Consider the following 17144-nt stretch of genomic DNA (forward strand, 5'->3'; position numbering starts at 1 on the left):
GGTCAGAGGCCTTTGGCAATGAGTGCGCGGTCGAGGCGCGGATAAACGCGGCGTGCGTTGCCTTCGAACACCTTGTGGCGCGCGTCGGCGTCCAGCATGGGGGTCTGGTCGATGTAGCGGCGCGTGTCGTCGTAGAAGAAGCCGGTCTCCGGATCGATGCCGCGCACCGCGCCGATCATCTCGCTCGCGAAGAGGATGTTGTCCACGGGAATCACACGGGTGAGCAGGTCGATGCCCGGCTGGTGATACACGCAGGTGTCGAAGAAGATGTTGTTGAGCAGGTGGTCTTTCAGCAGCGGCTTCTTCATCTCTTGCGCCAGGCCGCGAAAGCGCCCCCAGTGGTAGGGCACCGCGCCACCGCCGTGCGGAATCACGAAGCGCAGCGTCGGAAAGTCGATGAAGAGGTCGGAGGTGAGGCACTGCATGAACGCCGTGGTGTCCGCGTTCAGGTAGTGCGCGCCCGTGGTGTGAAAGCACGCATTGCAGCTCGTGCTGACGTGCACCATCGCCGGGATGTCGTGCTCGACCATCTTCTCGTAGAGCGGATACCACTGGCGGTCCGACAGCGGCGGCGAGGTCCAGTGCCCGCCCGACGGATCGGGGTTGAGGTTGATCGCAACGAAACCGTACTCGCGCACGCAGCGCTCCAGCTCGGGGATGCAGCTGCGCGGGTCCACGCCGGGCGATTGCGGCAGCATCGCAGCGCCGATGAAGTGATCGGGGAACAGTTCGCTCACCCGAAAGCACAGCTCGTTGCAGATCGCCGCCCAGGTCGAGGAGGTCTCGAAGTCGCCGATGTGGTGCGCCATGAAGCTTGCGCGCGGGCTGAAGATCGTGAGGTCGCTGCCGCGCTCCTTCATGAGGCGCAGCTGGTTGCCCTCGATCGATTCGCGCAGCTCGTCGTCGCTGATCTTCAGGTCGGCGACGCGGGGTTTGAGCGCGGGGTCTTTCAATCCCGCGATCTGCTGGTTGCGCCAGTTCTCCAGCGCCTTGGGCGCGGTGGTGTAGTGGCCGTGGCAGTCGATGATCATCTTTTGGCAACCCGATCGGTTGTTGGTTCGGATGCATTCGAGTGTGGTGGCGCGTGCCTTCGCGTGGGGTGAGTTCGGGTTGCCCTACCATCAGACTTTCTTATCGATGGGGTTTACCCCAAGAATTGAAATGACTCCGGCGAACCAGCAAGACAAAGTGATCGGCAGCGCGCTGGCCATCAACCTGCGCCACCTGCGCGCGTTCTCGGCTGTGGCTGCCGCCGGCAGCATCGCCAGAGCCGCGGACGAGCGCCTGTACCGCGTCGCCTCGGGTGTCACGCGTTCCGTCTCGGAGCTCGAAGGCGTGCTGGGCCGGCCGCTGTTCGATCGCCGCGCGCGCGGCATGGCGCTCAATTCATACGGCGAACTGGTGCTGGTGCGCGCGCGCCGCATCGAGCGCGAGTTCGAGGATGCGCGCGCGCAGCTCGTCGCGCGCGGTGGCATCGGCGCGACCGCCGACGTGCCATCGCTCTTCGCCTCGATCCTCAACGGCCGGCGGCTCGCCGTCATCGCGAGCTTGGTCGAGAAGCGCAACATGCCGGCGGTCGCGCGCGAATTCGGCATCACGCAGCCGGCCATCAGCAGCGCGCTGAAGGACCTGGAGGGCGGGCTCGGCGCCGCGCTGCTCGAGCGCAAGGCGCGCGGCCTCGTGCCTACATTGGCCGGCGAGATCGTGGCCTTTCACTTCAAGCGCGTGCTCGCGGAGCTGCGCCACGTCGGACCGGACATTGCCGCGAGCGAGGGCACGCTGCAGGGAAGCGTGACCGTCGGGGCGCTGCCGCTCGGCCGCACGCAGATCCTGCCGCTCGCGATTGCCTCGCTGCTCGCGCGGCATCCGGGGCTGCACGTGGCAACGGTGGAGAGCCCGTACGACGCGCTGGCCGCATCGCTGCGCAGCGGCGACATCGACTTCATCCTCGGCGCACTGCGCAGCCCCGCCGAGGCGAAAGACCTGCAGCAGGAGGCGCTCTTCGAGGACCGCATCTCGGTCATCGCACGCGCCGGCCATCCGCTGGAACATGCGAAGCGCATCGACTTCGATGCGTTGCGGCAGGCGACCTGGGCGCTCTCGCGCCAAAGCACGCCATCGCGCGAGTTGCTCGAACGGTTCTTCTCGTCGGCGCGCGAGGCACCGCCGATTCCCGCGGTGGAAACGGGCGACCTCGCCGTGCTGCGCGGCCTGCTGCTGGAGAGCGACATGCTGACCGCGATTTCGCCGCATCAGCTGCGCTACGAGATTCGCGACGGCAGCCTGGTCGTGCTGGACTTTCCGCTGGACCAGACGCGGCGCGAAATCGGGTTGACGCAGCGGCAGGGCGCGTTCCCGTCGCCGGGCGCGCGGGCGCTGATGGCGGAGATCGCGGCGGTGGTGGCGCGATCGCCAGATTTCCGTGTGCCAGCGCGTTGAGCCGCACAGCCACGCAGTTCGCGCTTGCCATGCGCGCGGCCGGCTGCCATTCTTGTCGTCCCCCTATGCTGGAGACACGACATGAAGCACGAAGGAAGCTGCCACTGCGGCCGCGTGAAGTTCGAAGCGGAGGGCGACATCGCCTCGGCCATGGCCTGCAACTGCTCCATGTGCCAGCGCCGGGGTTCGCTGCTGTGGTTCGTGCCGCGCAGCGCCATGCACCTGCTCACACCCGACGAGAACGCGGGCACCTACCTGTTCAACAAGCACGTGATCAAGCACCGCTTCTGTCTGGCCTGCGGCATCCAGCCCTACAGCGAGGCCACCGGCCCGAAGGGCGAGCCGATGGCGGCCATCAACATCCGCTGCATCGAAGGCATCGACCTGGAGGCGGTGCCGGTCACGCACTTTGATGGCCGGTCGCGGTGAGCAGTGCCTGAAGGCTAGACGCGGATCACCGGCGCCGGCTGCGGTTGGCCTGACTCGTCCAGCTCGTAGGCATACGCTTCCTTGAGCTCGACGTTGGCGCTGTCGGTGTAGACCAGCAGGCGAGAGCCGTTGGTGCGGGTCTTGACCATGCCGAAGGCCGCGCGGCTGAAGCCGATGAAGGCGCCGCGCTTCTGGGCCTTGCGCGGGTCCGCAGGGAGAACCGCGCCCTCGTAGGTAAAGAAGGCCACCAGCTCCGTGACCAGCACCAGCGGCTCCGGCACGCGCGAGTACTTGCCCAGCGCACCCATGAGCGTGGCGCGCGGATGGATATATTCCTTGCGCGCGCTCTCGTCGCCGCTGGACACCACGCTCACGATGGGCGAGACGGCCTGCACGAACGCGCCTGAGAAGTCGGCCGACCCGTGGTGCGGCACCTTGAAGATCTCCGAGCGCAGGTTGATCGTGCCCTTGTTGCTCTCGCGTGCGAGAAAGCGGCTGGCCTCGTCGTTGAGATCGCCACAGAACAGATAGCTGAAGCCGCCGTAGTTGAGCTTGAACACCACCGAGTGGCCATTGATCGTGTGGGAGGCGGAAGCGCCGCTGGACCGCAGGTCGGTGTCCTCCAGCGACTCGTGTCCGATGCGCGGCCCTTCGGGTGGCTTGCCGAGAAACTTGAGCGCGGGCTTGCCCGCGACCTGGACCGTGTTCGGCCCGAGCACCTCGATGTTCAGCGCGCCGTCGTTGAAGAACTCGAATGCCTTGTCGTCGCCGAACTGCAGGCGGCGAAAGTCGATCTTCTGCCGCTTGTTGTACTGCGCCAGCGCGGTCTTCCATTCGAGGAAGGGTTCGTTCATCTGCGCATCGGTGACCTTGAGCAGGTTGTCTTCCAGCCCGGTGATGTAGAGGCCATCCGCTGTCTCCCTGGTAGCGCCCAGCAGTTCGCGGTCCGGCACCGTCTTCTTGTTCTTCTTGCTCGGCCGCTTGACGATGCCGTTGTGGAACACGCGATGCGGGCGCATGAACAGGCGCTTGCGAGGTTCGGAGTGTTCTTCGGACTTGAAGATCTCCACCAGCCCGGCGAAGTGGTCGGCATCGCCGTGGGTCACCAGGATGCAGTCGATGTCCTTGGGCTTGGCGGCCGACGTGTTGCGAAAGCGCCCCGCCAGATAGCGCGCGAACATCTGGTTGTCACCGCCGTCCACCAGGATCACCTTGCCGTCCGGCGATTCGATCACTGCGCCGTCGCCTTGTTGCACGTCGACGAAGTTGACGCGCAGCACGTCGTTCTGCGCCGGCTTCACCACCACGTCCGCCGGTTTGATCTTCATGCCCTTGCGCGGCACGATGTACCCGGTGGTCTTCTCTGTCACCACGCTGCCCTCGGGCTGCGCGACGTACACCACGGCTTCCACCTCGATCGCCGCCGACGTGATTTTCGTGACGGCGATCTCGTCGCCCCACGCGATGGTGCGCAGCAGCTTCTTCCGATCGGGAGCGGCCCAGATGTCTGCCAGGTCCACGTTGATGACGTACTTGGTCCCCATGGCGCGCTCCTCGGTTGTTGGTGTCGCGCAATGTAGTCTTGCGCGACAGGCCAGGCAACCCGACGAACGGCTTAGTCCGCTCTCATCCCGCGTAGGGCCCCTTGACCTCGCCCCATCCCCATCTGGGCATCGGTGCCTCGGCGTCCACGGTCGCGCCAGCCTGCGAGTTGATGACGGCGAGCCGCGAACCCCATTCGAGATAGCCGACCAGCGCCGAGCGGAACTCGGGATCGTCCGGCATCGCCAGTTCGTCGGCGGTCTCCAAGAGCAACGCGACCCAGCGGCGGCGCTGTTCCTGCTGCAGGTGGCGGTTCAGGTGCTGGCGGATCATGTGCGGATGGCCGCCATGGCTCTGCGAATAGTCGGTCGGGCCGCCCAGCACTTCGGCGAGGAACGCGGCAACGTGCGCCGGATGCTCGCCGTCCATGTGTGCGAAGACCGGGGCCAACAGCGGATCGGCCTTGACGTGTTCATAGAAACGCGTCGTCAGGCGAAGCAGCGCCTCGCTGCCGCCAAGCCATTGGTAGAGCGTCGGAACGTTGGTGTCGGTCATGGCGATGCAGCCCTCAGATTTTTGTGCCCACGACCCGCGCAATCCACGCTAGCAGCACGGCCACGACTTCATCGCGGTTGGTCTCGTTCAGCGTCTCGTGGCGCGCGCCGCCGAACACATGGCACGACACATCGCAGAGGCCCGCGTCGCGGTAGCGCTGCACCAGCGGGTAGAACCATTCGGCCTTGTTGCTGACCGGGTCCAGGTCGCCGATGAAGAGGTACAGCGGCAGTTCGGGCCGGATGCGCGATTGCATGGCCGCGGGCGCCAGCTCGTCGAGGTTCGCGAACATCGAACCCAGGCCCTCGGCCGAGACCGTGAACCCGCACAGTGGATCGGCGATGTACGCATCGACCTGCGCCGCATCGCGGCTGAGCCAGTCGAACGGGGTGCGCACGTCGGGCAGGGCGGCGTTCATGTCTTCCAGGCGAAAGCCGCTCTGCAGCGCGGCACCGAGCAGGTCGAGGGCCGCGGTGCCTGAGAGCACCGCGCCGGACAACAGCTCGCTGTGTCGCACCAGGTAGTACTGCGTGGCGAACGAGCCCATGCTGTGGCCCACGAGGATGAGCGGCAGGCCGGGGTGCGCGGCGCGCGCGTGGCGGCTCAGCAGTGCCATGTCGTCCACGAGGCCGGCGAATCCGCGTGGACCGAATTCGCCGAGCTCGCCGCGCGCCGAGGCGCCCTGGCCATGGCCGCGGTGCTCGTTCGCGTAGACCACGCAGCCGGCTTGCGTGAGTGCATCGGCCAGCGGCCGATAGCGCCGCGAATGTTCGCCCATGCCGTGCGCCAGCTGCACGATGGCCCGTGGTTCGGGGCCTTGCCAGCGGTGGGCTTCCACCGCATGGCCGTCGTTGGCGGCCAGTTCGAAGTTCGTCTCGGTGCTCGGCATGCGGTGTCCTCCAGGGCGTCCAGGGAAGGGGGTTGCCATCCTAATCGTTGAAGGCGCGCAGCATGGCCTTGCGCAGCCACGTCTCTGCCAGGTCCTTGTCCGTCACCGCGCGCCAGGCCATGCGGATCTGGTAGTCCGGGCTTTCGAAGGGCAGGGCCTCGAAACGAAGACCGCCTTGCGCCGACAGCGCCAGCGCCACGTGCTCGGGCACCGTGGCCAGCAGGTCGGTGCCGGCGAGCACGGCGGGGAGGCTGCCGAACTGCGGCACCGAGAAGGCGACATCGCGCTGGCGCCCCGACTCGCCCAGCGTTTCATCGACGGTGCCGCACAAATCGCCCGCGTAGGTCACGAGCACATGGCGTCGCCGGCAGTAGTCGTCCAGCGACAGCTTTCCAGGCACGGCATCGGCACGCAGCATGGCGAAGCGCGCCGTGCGGACCTTGCGCACCTTTGCATCGGCGGGCAGTTCCTTCAGGAACGACATCACCGCGGTGACGCGTCCCTGCTCCAGGTAGCGCATGGCGTTGCGGTAGCAGACGGTCAGCGTCACCAGCTTGGCGCCGGGCACCTCGGCGCTGAGGGCGCGCAGCAGCCGGGGCAGCATCGCGATCTGCAGGTCGTCGGTCAGGCCGATGCGGAATACCGGTGCGGCGCGCGCCGGCTCGAAGTCCGCCTGCGCGCGGAACGTGGCTTCGATCTGCGCGAGCGCGGGGCCCAGGCCCTGCATCAACGCCAGCGCCCGTTCGGTCGGCTCCATGACGCGGCCCTGGCGCACCAGCAGCGGGTCGCCGGTGAGCTCGCGCAGTCGCGCCAGCGCATGGCTCACCGCGGGCTGGCCCAGGTTCAGCCGCTCCGCGGCGCGGCTGACGTGGCGCTCGCGCATGAGCGCGGCGAGCACCGTGAGCAGGTTCAGGTCGATGCGGTTGAGTTCGATGGGTTTCATCCGGGTCCTGGCGTTATCGATTGCGCGCATAGCCAATATCCCGCGAATCGATTTGCTTGATTGTCCGGCGGCTTCTAGATTCAAGCCATCGGTCATTCAAGAAGGAGATTTTTCATGGGCAAGATGGTTCGCTTCCACGCGTTCGGCGGTGCCGAAGTCCTGCAACTCGAGGAGGCCCAGACACCGGCACCCGGCGCCGGCGAAGTGCGCATCGCGGTTGAGGCCATCGGCCTGAACCGGGCCGATGCGCTGTGGCGCGAGAACCTGTACATCGAAGAGGCGACGCTGCCGGCAGGGTTGGGCAACGAGGCGGCCGGCGTCGTCGAGGCGGTGGGTAGGGGCGTCGAGGGGCTGAAGGTCGGAGACAGGGTCGCGGTGCTGCCGGGCGCCGGCCAAGGCCGGTATCCCACCTATGGCGAGAACATCCTCCTGCCTGCGACGCACGTGGTGCGCTACCCGGGCAACCTGTCGGCCGCGCAGGCCGCGGGTGCGTACATGGCCTACCTCACGGGCTATTTCCCAATGTTCGAGATGGCGCGGCTGCAGCGCGGGCAGACGGTGCTCGTGACCGGCGCTTCATCGGGCACTGGCATCGCGGCGCTGCAGATGGCGCGCGCGGCGGGCATCGTCGCCATCGCCGTCACGCGCACGGCCGCCAAGCGCGATGCGTTGCGCGAGGCGGGTGCGACGCATGTGGTCGTGACGGACGATGAAGACGTGGTCGAGCGCGTGTCGAAACTCACCGAGGGCCGCGGCGTCGACCTGGTGTACGACGGCGTGGGCGGCGCGCAGGTCGAGCGGCTGGGCGACGTGGTGGCGCACCGTGGCTGGTACGTGCTGTACGGCCTCTCCGGCGGCGCCGAATTCAAGTACCCGGCGATCGCGCAGTTCCGCGGGAGCTGGCGCTTCCACGTCTACAAGGTGCTCGAGCACACCGGTGCGGCCACGATGGGATTGCCGCGCGACGAGGGGGCGCTCGGCCGTGCGCTGGCCTTCATCGACGCGGGCCTCGAGAGCGGCACGCTGCAGGTGCGCATCGACCGGGCCTTCGCGCTCGACGATGTGGTGCAGGCCCACCGGTACCTGGAGCGCGCCGGGCACATCGGCAAGGTCGTGCTCACGGTCTGACGGGCGCTCGCCGGGGCGAAGGCCGGGCAAGCTTCTTGCACGTCGGGGCAAGCCCCATGGCGGCAAGCGCGACCCGGCAGTAAATTGCGGGCACGCCCCTGGTACGCCGCCCCTGAGATTTCGAAACACGAAAGCGCGTCTTCGCCCCGATGGCGGCGTTGCAAATCCTCGCGATACCTACAGGTATCGCTGCGGTTTGCGCCTTGCCCTCGGCGCGAATCCATCGCTTTCGTTATGTTTCGAAATCTCAGGGGCGGCGTACGGGTGACAAACAATGGTTTCCAACCCCCTGACCCCCCAGGAGTGCCCGTGGACGCATGGTCGAGCCAGCAGCTTTCTCCCTTGTACGGACGCGAGGTGTTCCGCTCGCGCGAGGCGGACGAGACCCACGCGCTGGTCGCCAATGAACTGAAAGACCACCGCAGCGTCTGGGGCCGCGGCAAGGTCGATGCGATCTTCTGCCGCGCCGAGCTGAGCGCACTGTCGCTGTGCATCCTGCGCTATGGCTGCGACGTGGACATCGAGCCCGATGCACTCGGCAACTTCGTGCTGGTGCAGATGCCGCTGCGCGGCCACGCCGAAATCCGCTCGGGCGGCCAGACGTTGCACATCCATCCGGGCCAGGGCGCGGTGGTGTCCGCGCACAAGCCGGTGCGGCTGCGCTGGCATGCCGACTGCGAGCAGCTGATGCTCAAGATCGAACTGGGCCGCCTGCAGGAAGTGGCGCGCCGCGCCTTCGCCGCGCGCCATGGCGAAGAGGTAGGCGAGATCGATTTCGACATGCCGCTGCGGCTGGACGACGCCGCCGGCACGCAGTGGTGCCGCATGGTGGCCAACCTCGCGTCGTTGCTGCCTGCAGCGGGCGACAGTCCTTCGTACGACCCGCGCTGGCTCGCCCACTGCGAAGACAACCTCATGCTCTACCTGCTGTGCCACCGGCCCAACTCGGTGCGGCGCCAGCACGATGCGCAGCGCCTCGGCTCGGAGGCGGCCAGCCTCGGGCAGTTGCGGCGCGCCGAGGAGTTCATGCGCAGCCGGCTCGACACGGCCCTGTCGCTCGAAGCGGTGGCAGATGCCGCGGGCGTGACGCGTCGCACGCTCGCGCTGCTGTTTCGCCGCCACCGCGACCTGTCGCCGATGGAGGTGCTGCGCAACATGCGGCTGGATGCCGCGCATGCGCAGCTCGCGCGCCACGACGGCGCGAGCGTGACGCAGATCGCCTTGGACTGCGGCTTCTCGCACCTGAGCCGCTTCGCCGCCTGCTACCGGGAGCGCTTCGGGCAGCTCCCGCGCGATACCTCCAGACACTGAGGCTGCACTAGGACTTCATCGCGCACTTGGCGGCCGAGCTGTCCTGGTAGTTCTGCAGCACGGTGCCGATCACCTTGTTGGTGATGCGGCCGCTGGCGTCCTTGCCGATCACGCGCAGGTAGTAGTTCTGGATGGGGAAGTTGTTGGCGCCGTAGCTGAAATCGCCGCGCACCGACTTGTACTTCGCCGCCTTGATGGCTTTGAGCAGCGCGGGCTTGTCGGCCACCTTGCCGCCGGCATCGCGCACGGCCGCATCCATGGCCATCAGCACGTCGTAGGCCTGGCCGGCATAGAAGGACGGGTTGCGCCCGTTGTTCTGCTGGCGGAACTCGGCCACGAAGCGCTGGTTGGCGGGGTTGTCCAGGTCGTAGGACCAATGCGCGGTGTTGAACAGGCCCAGCATCGGTTCGCCCACGGCGGGGATCATGTCCTCGTCGGCCGAGAAGGCGGTCGAGATCAGCGCCACGTCTTTCGAGAGCCCCGCGCCGACGAACTGCTTGATGAAGCTCACGCCCATCGCGCCGGGCAAGAAGAAGTAGAGCGCGTCGGGCTTGCTCGCGCGGATCTGCGCGAGCTCGGCCGAGTAGTCGAGCTGGCCGAGCTTGGTGTAGAGCTCGTCGCCCACGCCGCCCTTGAAGTTGCGCTTGAAGCCGTTGACCGCGTCCTTGCCGCCGGGGTAGCTGGGTGCGATGAGCGCGACTTTCTTGAACCCCTTGTCGGAGGCGAACTTGCCCGCAGCCTCGTGGTACGCATCGTTCGGGTACGACGCGCCGAAGAAGTAGGGGTTGCATTTGGCGCCCGAGTAGTCGCTCGGGCCGGTGTTGCTCGACAGGTAGGGCACCTTGGCGGCGAAGAGCGGCGGGCCGACGGCCAGCGCGACGGACGAGCCGACGGGGCCGGTGAACAGGTCGATCTTGTCGCGCAGCAGCATGCGCTCCACCACCTGGCGGGCGAGGTCGGGGTTGCCGGCCGTGTCGGCCTCGACGAACTCGACCGGCACGCCGCCCAGCTTGCCGTTGAGCTGCTTCATCGCCACGGCGAAGCCGGCCTTGGACTCGGCCCCGCCGACGGCGAAGGGGCCCGAGAGGTCCATCGCGAGGCCGACCTTGACGGGCTGGGCCTGTGCCGGTGACAGCGATAACGATGCGCCGGTGACGACGGTGAGGGCCAACAAGGCCGTTCTGATGCTTGCCTGCGACATGGGAGATCTCCTCTGGAGGGATTCGGTTGCGTGGGGTGGATGCAATGCGGGTCGGAGTCTGCGTGCCGCCGTGGCGGCGGGCTATCCGTTTCTTGCAGCGACGTTGCTTGCAAGAAGTGGACAGACAGCGGCAGGGGCGCTGCCCAGAATTCTCCAAAACCCCACCACTTCGAGAGACATCCACGATGAGTCAGTACATCGACATCCCGGCCGGCGATGGCCGCAGCTTTCGCGGCTACCTCGCACTGCCGGCCTCGGGCAGCGGCCCCGGCATCGTGCTGTGCCAGGAGATCTTCGGCATCAACGGCTACGTGCGCGAGGTGGCCGACCTCTATGCCGAGGAAGGCTACGTGGTGCTGGCGCCCGATCTCTTCTGGCGCATGGAGCCCGACGTCGACCTGGGCTATTCGCCGGAAGACTGGCAACGCGCATTCGGCTTCTTCCAGAAGTTCGACATCGAGGCCGGCATCTCGGATGTCACCGCCAGCGTGAAGGCGCTGCGTGCGCACCCGGCCTGCACCGGCAAGGTGGGCGCGCTGGGCTACTGCCTCGGCGGCAAGCTCGCATACCTTGCGGCCGCGCATTCGGGCGTGGATGCGGCGGTGGGCTACTACGGCGTCGGCATCGAATCCGCGCTCGACCTGGTGCCGAAGATCGAATGCCCGATCGCACTGCATTTCGCCGAGCTCGACCAGTTCTGCCCACCCGAGGCCCGCGCCCAGGTGCTGCAGGCCTTTGCCGGCAAGCCGGACGCGCAGATGTACGTCTACCCCGGCGTGGACCACGCCTTCGCGCGCACCGGCGGCGACCACTTCGACAAGCCTTCCACGCTGATGGCGCACCAGCGCTCGATGGCGCTGTTCAAGGCGGCCATCGGGCCGGTCTACGACCTCTCGGCGCTCTGGGACAAGCACTGCGAATACGAGTTCGCAACGCGCGACGTGGTCGCCACCATGGGCACGATGGTGAGTGAGCCCTATGTCAACCACATCCCGACGATGACCGGCGGGGTGGGCGCCGGGGAGCTGTCGCGCTTCTACAAGCACCACTTCATTCCGACCACGCCGCCCGACACGCAGCTCACGCCGATCTCGCGCACCGTGGGCGCAACGCAGATCGTGGACGAGATGCTCTTTCGCTTCACCCACACGGTGGAGATCGACTGGATGCTGCCGGGTGTCGCGCCGACCGGAAAGCCGGTGGAGATTCCGCTGGTGGCCATCGTGAAGTTCCGCGGCGACAAGCTCTACCACGAGCACATCTACTGGGACCAGGCCAGCGTGCTGGTGCAGATCGGCCTGCTCGATGCCAAGGGGCTGCCCGTGGCGGGCGTGGAAACCTCGCGCAAGCTGGTGGACGAGACCTTGCCTTCGAACACGCTGATGCCGCGCTGGTCGAAATCGAACGGCCTCACGATCGCCGACTCGGCCTTGCCGCTGGGATGATGCGCGAGCCGACCCTGTTGCAGCTCGCGGTGGCGCAGGTGCTGCAACTCACGCCGGCCATCAGGTCCTTCGTGTTGCGCAACGCGGAGGGCGGCGCGCTGCCGCCTTTCGCGCCGGGTGCGCATCTCGGCGTGCAGGTGGTGCAGCCGGGCGGGAGCGCCGGGCTGCGCGCCTATTCGCTGGCGAGGCCGCACGCGGCCGGCGACGACGCCTACGAGATCGCCGTGCAATGCGAACCGCAGGGCGCGGGCGGCTCCGCGTGGATGCATGCGCTGGCGCCCGGCGATGCCCTGACGGCGCACGCTCCGCGCAACGACTTCGCCTTGCGTGAAGGCGATGCCGCACCGTTGCTGATCGCCGGCGGCATCGGCATCACGCCCTTGCTGTGCATGGCGAGGGCATTGGCGGCGCAAGGCAAGCCCTTCGATTTCTTCTATGCCACGCGCAGCGAAGCGTCCACCGCGTACCTGCACGAAGCGCGCGCACTGGGCGCGACGGTCGTTCACGACGGCGGCGACCCTTCGCGAGGGCTGGACCTGCGCGCGGTGCTGGCCCATCCGCAGCCGGGCCGTCACGTGCATCTCTGCGGCCCGCGCGGCATGGTGCAGGCGGTGGTCGACACCGCCCGCGCGCAGGACTGGCCCGACGACCACGTGCACTTCGAACTCTTCGCCGGCGCGATCGCGCAGACCGGTGACGCGCCCTTCGAGGTGCGCACGCTGCGCTCGGGCAAGACGCTGACGGTGCCGCCCGGCCAGAGCTTGCTGGACGTGCTGATCGCCGCCGGGCTCGACCCGATGTACGACTGCCGCCAGGGCGATTGCGGCGTGTGCGCCGTCGACGTGGTGGAGGGCGTGCCCGACCACCGAGACCACAACCTGAGCCCGCGCGAGAAGGCGGGCGGCAAGACCCTGTGCACCTGCGTGTCGCGCGCCAAGACGCCGCACCTGGTGCTCGACATCTGATGACGCTTCAGGAGACCGACCCGATGAATTCCGTGATCCCCATCATCCCCATCATCCCTATGGCAGCGACAAACCCGATCGACATCCAGTCGCTCGTGCAGCCCGACCGCGTGCACAAGCGCGTCTACACCGACCCCGCCATCTTCGAGCTGGAGATGGACCGCGTCTTCGGCCAGGCCTGGCTGTACGTGGGCCACGAGAGCCAGGTGCCGAACGTCGGCGACTACTTCACCACGCGCCTGGGCCGCGAACCCGTGGTGATGGTGCGCCACACCGACGGTGCGGTGAACGTGCTGTACAACCGCTGCCCGCACAAGGGCGCCAGGATCGTGCCCGACGGCAGCGGCAGCGCCGGAAAATTCCTGCGTTGCCTGTACCACGGCTGGACCTTCAAGTGCGACGGCAGCCTCTTGTCGGTGCCACTGCGCAGCGGCTACGAGGACACGGCGCTCGACCTCAAGAGCGGGTCGCACTCGGTGCGCAAGGTGGCGCGCGTGGCGAGCCATCGCGGCTTCGTGTTCGCGAGCCTTTCCGAAGACGGGCCCGAGCTCATCGACTTCCTCGGCGGCGTGGCCACGTCGCTCGACAACTTCTGCGACCGCGCACCCGAGGGCGAGGTGGAAGTGGCCGGCGGCGTGCAGCGCGTGATCCAGCGCAACAACTGGAAGATCTTCTTCGAGAACCTGCACGACACGATCCACGCGGTGGCCACGCACGAGTCGTCGTGGCGCGCGGCCAAGGAAGAGTTCGAAGCCATGCCTGCGGGCACGCCCAAGCCCTTCGAGGTGGTGATCGTCGACGGCAACGGCGAGCCGCTGGAGTTCTGGGAGAACCTGGAGCTCAAGGGCTACGACAACGGCCACGGCTTCATGGAGGGCATCTTCGTGCCGCCCACCGACCCGGTGAGCCTGGCCTACGTGGCGGCGCTCCAAGCCAGCCAGGGCGCCGAGCGCGCCGACGAGATCCTGCGTGTGAACCGGCACAACACCATCGTCTACCCGAGCTGTTCGCCGCACACCTCGTTCCAGCAGATCCGCGTGATCCGGCCGCTGTCGGTGGACCGCACGCTGGTGGAGATCTTCAGCTTCCGCCTGAAGGGCGCGCCGGAGGCGACCTTCCAGCGCACGCTGAAGTACACCAACATCGTCAACTCGCCCTCGTCGAACGTGATGCCCGACGACCTGGAGGCCTACAACCGCGTGCAGGAGGGGCTGGCCTCCGACGGCGGCGACTGGGTCAGCATGCACCGCGCGGCCGGGCGCGACCAGCCGCTGCCGGGCGGACGGGCTTCCAACGGCAACAGCGAGATGCCGTCCCGCAACATGTTCGCGGCGTGGGCCTCGTACATGGGCGCGCAGGCCGGGAGCGCCGAATGAACTTCAACGACTGGCACGAGCAGCAGGCGATCACCCAGTTCCTGCACCACGAGGCGCGCCTCCTGGACGAGCACCGCTGGGACGAATGGCAGCGGCTCTTCACGCCCGAGGGGCTCTACTGGGTGCCGCTGGTGCACGGGCAGACGGACCCTATCAACCATGCCTCGCTGTTCTGCGAGGACGCCTTGCTGCGCTCGATGCGGGCGCGGCGGCTCGAGCAGGCGCGCGCCTATTCGCAGCAGCCGCCCACGCGCACGGTGCATGTGGTGGGCAACATCGCGCTCGAATCGCGCGATGAAGAAGGCTGTGTGGTGCGCTCGGCATTCCTGCTCCTCGAATGGCGCAAGACCGAGCAGCGCACCTTCGGCGGCAGCGTGCTGCACACCCTGCAGCGCGCGGGCGACGGATTCCGCATCCGGATGAAGCGCGTCGAGCTCGTCAATTGCGACGCGCCGCACGAAGCCTTGCAGGTGTTCATGTGACGGCCGCGCTGTTGGCCATGCACTACCAGAACGACGTGCTGCATGTCGATGGCAAGGTGCGCGTGGGCGTGGCGGCCGACGACCCGGCGCGCCCGCGGCTCATCGCCTCGGCCGCGCGCCTGATCGCCGGTGCGCGTGCGAACGGGGTGCCGGTGATCTTCGTGCGCATCGCCTTCGCACCCGGGTACGCCGATTGCCTCCACAACTGCGCGCTGTTCCGGCGTGTCGCCGAAACGGGTGCGGTGCTCGACGGCGAGTGGGGCGCGGAGTTCTACGAAGAGCTCGCGCCGTTGCCGGGCGAAGCCATCGTCACCCACAAGCGCAACAACCCGTTCTGGGCCAGCGGGCTCGAAGACGTTGTGCGCAGCACTGGCGCATCGCGGCTCTTCGTCGCGGGCATCGCGACGAACCACGTGGTCGAGCATGGCGCGCGACATGCGAGCGACCTGGGCTACGAGGTGGCGGTCGTTGCCGATGCCTGCAGCACCGCGCAAGCGCACCTGCATGCGGCCAGCCTGGAGACGCTGGCGATGCTCGCGGATGTGATGAATGTCGACGATGCGATCATGCAGATGGAGGCCACGCCATGAACTTCGAAGGAAAAGTCGCCATCGTCACCGGCGCGGCGGCGATGCTGGGCGCCGCCATCGTCCGTGCTTTCGTGAAGGCCGGTGCGCAAGTGCTGGCAGTGGACATCGATGCCACGCGCGGCGAGGCGCTGGCGGCCGAGCTGGGTCCGCGCTGCCGCTTCATTGCGTGCGACATCGCCTCGGACACGGCGCTCGATGCGCTGGTGGCCGATGCGCTCGCCAGCGAGGGGCGCATCGACTTCCTCGTCAACAACGCGGTGGTGTACGGCGACAACGGGCTGGAAGCTTCGCGCGGCGAATGGCTGCATGCGCTCGACGTCAACCTGGTCTCCGGCGCGCTGCTGGTGCACAAGACCGCCGACGCGCTGGCGGCGCAGGGCGGGGCGGTCGTGAACATGGGCAGCGTGGGCGGCAAGTTCGGCACGGCGGGGCGGGCGCTCTATCCGGCGGCCAAGGCGGCCATCCTGCAGCTCACGCGCAACCAGGCCGCGAGCCTGGCGCACCGGCGCGTGCGCGTGAACTCGGTGTCGCCCGGGTGGACGTGGTCGGACGCGTTGTCCCGCATGTCGGGCGGTGACCGCGCGCACGCGGACCGCATGGCAGCGCCGATGCATCCGCTGGGCCGCGCGGGCGATGGCGACGACGTGGCGCAGGTGGTGCTGTTCCTGTGCTCGGATGCCGCGCGCTTCGTGACCGGCGCGGACATTCCGGTCGATGGCGGCTTCTCGATGCTGGGGCCGGACCAGGGGCGATCGGCGCGGGACTGGTTCGGCGCCTAGCCGACGAGGCGGTACCAGCCGATGCCGTCTTCGGCGATATCGCACGCGACCTCGCCCCGGTGCAGCAGGTAGTTCAGGCACGCGAGGCTCTCTCCCGTCGCCATGCCCAGCAGCTGCACATCGGACTCGGCGATGCTGCGCGCGAAGAGGCTCGCGAACACGTCGACCGCGCGCTTGGGCGTCTTCAAGGCATTCCGCAACCGGTCGAGTGCGCGGTCCTGCCCCTGCTGGAGCCGGTCGATGCGCGCATGCAGGCCGCGAAAGCACTCGTTGTGCGAGGGCAGCACGAGCACGTCGTCGGGCACCTCGTGCCGGAGCTTGGCCAGCGATGCGAGCCAGTCGGCCATCGGGTCGGCGTCGGGCTCGACCGGCGAGACCGAGACATTGGACGAGATGCGCGGCAGGATCTGGTCGCCCGAGATCAGCACCTTGAGATCGGGACAGTACAGGCACGCATGTTCGGGCGAATGGCCGTTGCCTGTGACGATACGCCAGTCGTGCGCGCCGATGCGCAGCACCTCGCCGTCGCGCAGGCGCCGGAAGCTGTCGGGCAGCGGATGGATGTGCTTGCCGAAATTGCCGAAGCGCGTGCGGTAGGTCTCGATGGCGGCATCGCTCCAGCCGGCGCGGCGGTAGAAGGCGATGGCGTCGTCCGGCGCCTCGCGGCCGGTGTCGGACACCATCACGCGGCACATGAGGTATTCGGAGCGGGTCATCCACAGCCGCACGCCGAACTTGCGCGTGAGCCAGCCGGCCATGCCCACGTGGTCGGGGTGCATGTGCGTCACGAAGACGCGGGTGAGGCCGCGCGTGTCCGGCGAATTGGCGAAGAGTTCGCGCCAGACGGCGGCCGTTTCCTCGGTGCGCACGCCTGTATCGACGACGGCCCAGCCTGCGCCGTCGTCGAGCGCCCACAGGTTGATGTGGTCCAGCGAGTAGGGCAGCGGCATGCGGATCCAGTGCACGCCCGCGGCGACCTCGATCGACTTGCCGCGTGGCGGGAGCTCCGCAAAGGGGTAGACGAGCTTGCCCTTGGCCGCTTCCGCTGTCTCTTCCAAACCATCCATCGT

17 protein-coding genes are annotated in these 17144 nt (G+C 67.8%); 10 read left to right on the plus strand and 7 right to left on the minus strand.

The genetic code is table 11. From position 1 onward, the window contains the following. Positions 1–2 precede the first annotated feature (2 nt). The gene (locus BM133_RS05265; protein ID WP_093432118.1) at positions 3–1031 is read right to left on the minus strand and encodes an amidohydrolase family protein; all 1029 of its coding nucleotides are present in this window, start codon (positions 1029–1031) and stop codon (positions 3–5) included. 130 nt (positions 1032–1161) lie between these two features. On the opposite strand from BM133_RS05265, the gene BM133_RS05270 reads away from it, so the two are divergent. Next, a complete protein-coding gene (locus BM133_RS05270) occupies positions 1162–2439 on the plus strand; it encodes a LysR family transcriptional regulator (protein WP_093432119.1) in 1278 nt (425 codons plus the stop codon). Positions 2440–2520: 81 nt separating this feature from the next. After that, a complete protein-coding gene (locus BM133_RS05275; RefSeq protein WP_093432121.1) occupies positions 2521–2868 on the plus strand; it encodes a GFA family protein in 348 nt (115 codons plus the stop codon). A gap of 14 nt (positions 2869–2882) precedes the next feature. On the opposite strand, the gene BM133_RS05280 is transcribed toward BM133_RS05275, so the two are convergent. From BM133_RS05280 to BM133_RS05295, 4 genes are all read right to left on the minus strand, one after another. After that, the gene (locus BM133_RS05280) at positions 2883–4412 is read right to left on the minus strand and encodes a ComEC/Rec2 family competence protein (protein WP_093432122.1); all 1530 of its coding nucleotides are present in this window, start codon (positions 4410–4412) and stop codon (positions 2883–2885) included. A gap of 82 nt (positions 4413–4494) precedes the next feature. Then, positions 4495–4965 (minus strand): group II truncated hemoglobin, encoded by a 471-nt coding sequence (locus BM133_RS05285; protein ID WP_093432124.1) that lies wholly within the window; start codon positions 4963–4965, stop codon positions 4495–4497. A 13-nt stretch (positions 4966–4978) separates the two neighbouring features. Next, positions 4979–5854, minus strand: a complete 876-nt coding sequence (locus tag BM133_RS05290) for an alpha/beta fold hydrolase (protein WP_093432125.1) — start codon at positions 5852–5854, stop codon at positions 4979–4981. Between the two features lie 40 nt (positions 5855–5894). Then, on the minus strand, positions 5895–6797 hold the full coding sequence (locus BM133_RS05295; RefSeq protein ID WP_093432127.1) for a LysR family transcriptional regulator: 903 nt from the start codon (positions 6795–6797) through the stop codon (positions 5895–5897). Between the two features lie 114 nt (positions 6798–6911). Between BM133_RS05295 and BM133_RS05300 the strand changes: the two genes are divergently transcribed. Beyond that, positions 6912–7925 (plus strand): zinc-dependent alcohol dehydrogenase family protein, encoded by a 1014-nt coding sequence (locus tag BM133_RS05300; RefSeq protein WP_093432128.1) that lies wholly within the window; start codon positions 6912–6914, stop codon positions 7923–7925. Positions 7926–8234: 309 nt separating this feature from the next. Then, positions 8235–9236, plus strand: coding sequence for an AraC family transcriptional regulator (locus BM133_RS05305; protein WP_093432130.1), 1002 nt, complete (start codon positions 8235–8237; stop codon positions 9234–9236). 7 nt (positions 9237–9243) lie between these two features. Here the strand turns inward: BM133_RS05305 and BM133_RS05310 are convergent, their stop codons facing one another. Next, positions 9244–10437, minus strand: coding sequence for an ABC transporter substrate-binding protein (locus tag BM133_RS05310; protein ID WP_093432131.1), 1194 nt, complete (start codon positions 10435–10437; stop codon positions 9244–9246). Between the two features lie 185 nt (positions 10438–10622). On the opposite strand from BM133_RS05310, the gene BM133_RS05315 reads away from it, so the two are divergent. From BM133_RS05315 to BM133_RS05340, 6 genes are read left to right on the plus strand one after another with little or no spacing between them, the layout of a single operon-like run. Continuing rightward, the gene (locus tag BM133_RS05315) at positions 10623–11882 is read left to right on the plus strand and encodes a dienelactone hydrolase family protein (protein ID WP_093432132.1); all 1260 of its coding nucleotides are present in this window, start codon (positions 10623–10625) and stop codon (positions 11880–11882) included. After that, positions 11882–12847: a PDR/VanB family oxidoreductase gene (locus BM133_RS05320; protein ID WP_177224730.1), complete on the plus strand. Its 966-nt coding sequence runs from the start codon at positions 11882–11884 to the stop codon at positions 12845–12847. Before BM133_RS05315 ends, BM133_RS05320 begins: the two co-directional genes overlap by 1 nt. A gap of 59 nt (positions 12848–12906) precedes the next feature. Further along, positions 12907–14223 carry an aromatic ring-hydroxylating dioxygenase subunit alpha gene (locus BM133_RS05325; RefSeq protein WP_093435065.1) on the plus strand — a complete coding sequence of 439 codons (1317 nt, stop codon included), beginning with the start codon at positions 12907–12909 and terminating at the stop codon, positions 14221–14223. Continuing rightward, positions 14220–14705 (plus strand): aromatic-ring-hydroxylating dioxygenase subunit beta, encoded by a 486-nt coding sequence (locus tag BM133_RS05330; RefSeq protein WP_093432135.1) that lies wholly within the window; start codon positions 14220–14222, stop codon positions 14703–14705. Before BM133_RS05325 ends, BM133_RS05330 begins: the two co-directional genes overlap by 4 nt. Further along, positions 14702–15295: a cysteine hydrolase family protein gene (locus BM133_RS05335; protein ID WP_093432136.1), complete on the plus strand. Its 594-nt coding sequence runs from the start codon at positions 14702–14704 to the stop codon at positions 15293–15295. Before BM133_RS05330 ends, BM133_RS05335 begins: the two co-directional genes overlap by 4 nt. Beyond that, positions 15292–16074, plus strand: coding sequence for an SDR family oxidoreductase (locus BM133_RS05340; protein WP_093432138.1), 783 nt, complete (start codon positions 15292–15294; stop codon positions 16072–16074). The genes BM133_RS05335 and BM133_RS05340 overlap by 4 nt, the downstream gene beginning before the upstream one ends. On the opposite strand, the gene BM133_RS05345 is transcribed toward BM133_RS05340, so the two are convergent. Continuing rightward, entirely contained in the window at positions 16071–17141 is a 1071-nt protein-coding gene (locus tag BM133_RS05345; RefSeq protein WP_093432139.1) for an MBL fold metallo-hydrolase, read from the minus strand. The genes BM133_RS05340 and BM133_RS05345 overlap by 4 nt on opposite strands. Positions 17142–17144 lie beyond the last annotated feature (3 nt).

This window comes from Variovorax sp. 770b2 (genome assembly GCF_900115685.1).
In the GTDB taxonomy this organism is placed as follows: Bacteria; Pseudomonadota; Gammaproteobacteria; order Burkholderiales; family Burkholderiaceae_C; genus Variovorax.

What these genes read in the sequence shown, in the direction of transcription:
- BM133_RS05265 (WP_093432118.1), bottom strand. Translation starts at nt 1,031, where the DNA reads ATGATCATCGACTGCCACGGCCACTACACCACCGCGCCCAAGGCGCTG.
- BM133_RS05270 (WP_093432119.1), top strand. Translation starts at nt 1,162, where the DNA reads ATGACTCCGGCGAACCAGCAAGACAAAGTGATCGGCAGCGCGCTGGCC.
- BM133_RS05275 (WP_093432121.1), top strand. Translation starts at nt 2,521, where the DNA reads ATGAAGCACGAAGGAAGCTGCCACTGCGGCCGCGTGAAGTTCGAAGCG.
- BM133_RS05280 (WP_093432122.1), bottom strand. Translation starts at nt 4,412, where the DNA reads ATGGGGACCAAGTACGTCATCAACGTGGACCTGGCAGACATCTGGGCC.
- BM133_RS05285 (WP_093432124.1), bottom strand. Translation starts at nt 4,965, where the DNA reads ATGACCGACACCAACGTTCCGACGCTCTACCAATGGCTTGGCGGCAGC.
- BM133_RS05290 (WP_093432125.1), bottom strand. Translation starts at nt 5,854, where the DNA reads ATGCCGAGCACCGAGACGAACTTCGAACTGGCCGCCAACGACGGCCAT.
- BM133_RS05295 (WP_093432127.1), bottom strand. Translation starts at nt 6,797, where the DNA reads ATGAAACCCATCGAACTCAACCGCATCGACCTGAACCTGCTCACGGTG.
- BM133_RS05300 (WP_093432128.1), top strand. Translation starts at nt 6,912, where the DNA reads ATGGGCAAGATGGTTCGCTTCCACGCGTTCGGCGGTGCCGAAGTCCTG.
- BM133_RS05310 (WP_093432131.1), bottom strand. Translation starts at nt 10,437, where the DNA reads ATGTCGCAGGCAAGCATCAGAACGGCCTTGTTGGCCCTCACCGTCGTC.
- BM133_RS05315 (WP_093432132.1), top strand. Translation starts at nt 10,623, where the DNA reads ATGAGTCAGTACATCGACATCCCGGCCGGCGATGGCCGCAGCTTTCGC.
- BM133_RS05320 (WP_177224730.1), top strand. Translation starts at nt 11,882, where the DNA reads ATGCGCGAGCCGACCCTGTTGCAGCTCGCGGTGGCGCAGGTGCTGCAA.
- BM133_RS05325 (WP_093435065.1), top strand. Translation starts at nt 12,907, where the DNA reads ATGGCAGCGACAAACCCGATCGACATCCAGTCGCTCGTGCAGCCCGAC.
- BM133_RS05330 (WP_093432135.1), top strand. Translation starts at nt 14,220, where the DNA reads ATGAACTTCAACGACTGGCACGAGCAGCAGGCGATCACCCAGTTCCTG.
- BM133_RS05340 (WP_093432138.1), top strand. Translation starts at nt 15,292, where the DNA reads ATGAACTTCGAAGGAAAAGTCGCCATCGTCACCGGCGCGGCGGCGATG.
- BM133_RS05345 (WP_093432139.1), bottom strand. Translation starts at nt 17,141, where the DNA reads ATGGATGGTTTGGAAGAGACAGCGGAAGCGGCCAAGGGCAAGCTCGTC.